The sequence below is a fragment of the Moorena sp. SIO4A1 genome, from assembly GCF_010672065.1.
GTDB lineage: Bacteria > Cyanobacteriota > Cyanobacteriia > Cyanobacteriales > Coleofasciculaceae > Moorena.
The window spans coordinates 1-3,775 of record NZ_JAAHHX010000172.1; the positions used below are offsets into that span (position 1 = coordinate 1).

Here is a 3,775-nt window from a genome sequence, read left to right on the forward strand (position 1 = left end):
AGATTCCTGCTCAACCTAAACCAGGTCTGATCAACGTTTTAATTGAAATTCCCGCAGGTAGTAAAAATAAGTATGAGTTTGACAAGGATCTAGAAGCCTTTGCCCTTGACCGGGTACTTTATGCATCCGTACAGTACCCCTATGACTACGGCTTTGTCCCTAACACTCTAGCAGATGATGGTGATCCTCTTGATGGTATGGTGATAATGGATCAACCTACGTTCCCTGGTTGTGTCATTACCGCTAGACCAATCGGGATGCTGGAAATGATCGATGGGGGTGATCGGGATGAAAAAATTCTGTGTGTTCCTGACAAGGATCCTCGCTACGCTGAGGTAAAAACTCTCCAAGATATAGCGCCCCATCGGTTGGATGAGATTGCTGAATTTTTCAAGACATACAAAAATCTGGAAAAGAAAGTCACTGAAATTTTAGGATGGAAAGATCTTGATCACGTAATGCCTTTGGTGGAAGAGTCGATCAAAAACTATAACAAGTAGGGACTGATCAAGTGGGAACTCATCGGTGAGATGAGTTCCACTAGAGTTTCTTTTCTTAGGCTAATGGTTGATGCTAGAAAGCTAGCAAGGCGATTAGCCATTCTCTGTTTTAAGGGCAAGCATAAAAAAATCCCCCAACCCTACTAGACTAGGGTCAGGGAGTGATACCAACAGAAGCTCAAAGATATTACCTTTTTAGGTGAGAAGATAATCGGGTGAGAATGGGATGGGGTGAGCAGTTATACTTGAGATGGGCATAAACTGAGCTTTTGGTTTAGCTGTCGAGGTTAAGCTATAAGGAAATAGGCTGACTTCCGATAGATGAAAGCTGACCGATCAAGGGATAAGCGATGCAATACCCAGTTCCCATTCTGATTGATTGATTGAATTAATTTGATGCATGTGTGACATAGGTCACAAACTGTTTGTTCCTAAATCCGTTAAAATTAACCAACACTTAAGATACAGTTAAGATAAAGCATAACTGTATCTTAACTTGTTTCGGGGGGCTGAACGGTTCGAGATTAGAGATATGACTAAATTACTGGGGCTGTTGTGCTTGCTTTCCCCCATCTAATTACTCTTAATGTGTGCAATTTGGTGTATGCAATTTGATGTATGCAATTTGATGTATGCAATCGGCCCGCTTTAACAGAAATTAGTGGTTAACCACAGATGGTTACTTAATAGTACCTGAGTATCCTCTAGTGGGAATCTACCAATGGGAATAATTCCTAACTTAGGTTCACTTAATTCATAGATTGAAAATGCAAAATCTAGTAGCACCCAAACTAGGCCAATATAAGGCTAAACCCAGCCTAAACAATGGTACTGGAGGGGATATGAGCGTCCGATTTTGGGGCGTTAGGGGTCAAATTTCTGCTCCTGGGACAGATACCATTCGCTATGGTGGCAATACATCTTGTGTAGAAATGCGTGTTGGTAGAAAACGCTTAATCTTTGACGGTGGCAGTGGTTTGCGGGTGCTGGGAAATCATTGGCTTAAGGAAATGCCCATAGAAGCTCACATTTTTTTTTCCCATAGCCATTGGGACAGCATTCAAGGGTTTCCCTTTTTTACTCCTGCGTTTATTCCTGGTAACTGTTTTCATCTCTATGGAGCAGCAGCACCTGATGGGGCGTCCATCGAACAGTGTCTAGGTCAGCAAATGATTCCTCCAAATTTTCCAGTGCCCCTTCAGGTCATGCAGTCAGATCTGAAATTTCACGGGCTGAGGTCAGGTCATACAGTCACCCTAGATGATGTAACAGTGGAGGCTGTGCTTCTTAATGACTCACATCAAGCAATGGGTTATCGGGTCAACTGGCAAGGATATGCTGTTGTATACGCCACTACTCACTCCCATGGTTGGGGTGGCATTGATGAAAACTTACGATACCTATCCCGTCAGGCAGATTTGCTAATTTTGAATACTCCCTTTCCCCTCAAAGAAGATGATCTGCTTAATGATTCACCTTTGATTTGGCAAGATGACCGTTGGCAAACTGGGATAGTAACGGCAAAGGTGGCAGGTGTTAAGCGCATAGTTATGTCTCGTTATCATCCTGACTATAATGATGATTATCTCGACAGACTACAAAAGCAACTCCAGTCTTTCTATCCTAATCACTTACTGGCTCGGGAGGGGATGGTTTTGCCTGTTTGTTCAAGGGTATAGATGATTAGGTATGACTATAGTGCTGGAATTTTAGATAAATTTGTGGAATTATATTGCTCACTATATTGCCTTAACAGGTGTTGGGAACACATGATCACATTGGTCTGAATAGAATTAGGTAGTTTTGATATTCCCCAGAATGCGATGCTCCTTGGCCTTGGCCTATTGGCCACGCTACGCGAATGGGCCACGCGGGGCGCGTTTGGAGCCGCTACGCGATGCTCTGGAAGAGCCGCTACGCGAACGCACTCTGGGGAATGCTATTGGTTATTACTCGCTTTCGGGGTACTGATACTGAACGGAATGTTTCAGCCTGGTGGTTGTTGGTTACTGGAAATTCCTCTAGTTAAGTTTTCGATTAGATTAGCCCAATCCTTTAATATATAGCGCTATAGTTCAAGAGTTGTCCTGTCAGGTAAATATATTTCGCAATACTTTAAAAAATACTTTTAAAGATGTCTATTTGATCAGCTTCATCAGCTGGCTTGGGGCAAGTGATTGGGGAAAACGCTACCTCTATCAGGCAATCCCTATGCCCAAAAAAAAAAGAGAGCCACGTTTTTGACTCTCTCGATCATCAGGGTGCATCTACTAATTAAAATTTATCACCAATGATGAGGGGTGTGACCCCTCATCGCAAAAATCAGCCATTTGGCTGATACATATGGGCTCAATACCTGTGCGATATTGCCTGTCCGATATAGATTATGTTGGCTTTTTGGCTTATTTTTAGCTCAATTACACCGGATCAGCCCAAAACTTGTGCCCTAAGGGTCATCCTATAGGACAAACATCTAGATTCGTAATAATTCAAGGGTATTGAGAGCAAATTGACAAAAGCGATCGCGCGGGTGGCAGAGATGATCTCAAGCTTGTGCCAGTGGGAAGATAACCAAAAACTGAGGTCAATAGTTATCAGTTAGTAGGGGTAGACAACCGTGGCTCTGTATAGTGGATCTGTATAGTAGTAAGTAGCAGGATACTCTGTTGACTGAAGTGATGCTCTAGAAAAGACTTGAAATCCTAGGTACTTTACTGGTGGAATCATTCATTCGCGAAGCGTGGCCCACGGCCAAGGTTTTGATGAAATTTCCTGAAACTCTAGATTACCTTAAGTAGTGGGTATTAGAATTAACTTAAGTTACACCCTTGTCTGATGAAATTTGCTACTATTGCCCAAGCTAATAGAATAATAATCTTTATACTAACGTTTTGCTTAAGTGGGTGTTTTCCTCAACTTGATCAAATACTCATAAATCCATCTTGTAGGAAAGCTGAAGAAGTTGTAAAAACAGCCCAAAATCAATTCAATAGTATAGTGTTTAATGTGACCGTAGAAAGTACCGATCAAGAAACCATTGAAAAGCTATACTCACAATTTAAAACTCTTGAAGAGTCAGAAGAACAAGCTTATAAAATATGTCACAAAACCTAGCTCATTTTTTTTATTTATATAGCTTTATTTAAAGGTAACAAGTAACAGGCAATAGGGACATAATAGCAGCGATTAATCGCTTTTTTTCAATTCTATGTTTACATCTCAAAGATAAAGCCTCTATTTATTATTTTACCGAAAACTAATCCTTATCAAGCCAA

At 41.3% G+C, this 3,775-nt stretch carries 4 protein-coding genes; all 4 read left to right on the forward strand.

Translation table 11 applies throughout. The features are described from left to right. Positions 1–2 precede the first annotated feature (2 nt). The 4 genes from F6K53_RS35595 to F6K53_RS35610 all read left to right on the forward strand — a co-directional run bounded on the left by F6K53_RS35595 (position 3) and on the right by F6K53_RS35610 (position 3,614). On the forward strand, positions 3–500 hold the full coding sequence (locus tag F6K53_RS35595) for an inorganic diphosphatase (RefSeq protein WP_293073364.1): 498 nt from the start codon (positions 3–5) through the stop codon (positions 498–500). Positions 501–1,267: 767 nt separating this feature from the next. Then, complete coding sequence (locus tag F6K53_RS35600; RefSeq protein ID WP_293055564.1) at positions 1,268–2,179, forward strand: MBL fold metallo-hydrolase; 912 nt, start codon at positions 1,268–1,270, stop codon at positions 2,177–2,179. 139 nt (positions 2,180–2,318) lie between these two features. After that, positions 2,319–2,471 carry a hypothetical protein gene (locus F6K53_RS35605; RefSeq protein WP_293055567.1) on the forward strand — a complete coding sequence of 51 codons (153 nt, stop codon included), beginning with the start codon at positions 2,319–2,321 and terminating at the stop codon, positions 2,469–2,471. Positions 2,472–3,335: 864 nt separating this feature from the next. Then, a complete protein-coding gene (locus F6K53_RS35610; protein ID WP_075904662.1) occupies positions 3,336–3,614 on the forward strand; it encodes a hypothetical protein in 279 nt (92 codons plus the stop codon). Positions 3,615–3,775: the final 161 nt, after the last annotated feature.

Coding starts and splice junctions, on each gene's coding strand:
- F6K53_RS35605 (WP_293055567.1), top strand. CDS start 2,319: ATGCGATGCTCCTTGGCCTTGGCCTATTGGCCACGCTACGCGAATGGG.
- F6K53_RS35610 (WP_075904662.1), top strand. CDS start 3,336: ATGAAATTTGCTACTATTGCCCAAGCTAATAGAATAATAATCTTTATA.
- F6K53_RS35600 (WP_293055564.1), top strand. CDS start 1,268: ATGCAAAATCTAGTAGCACCCAAACTAGGCCAATATAAGGCTAAACCC.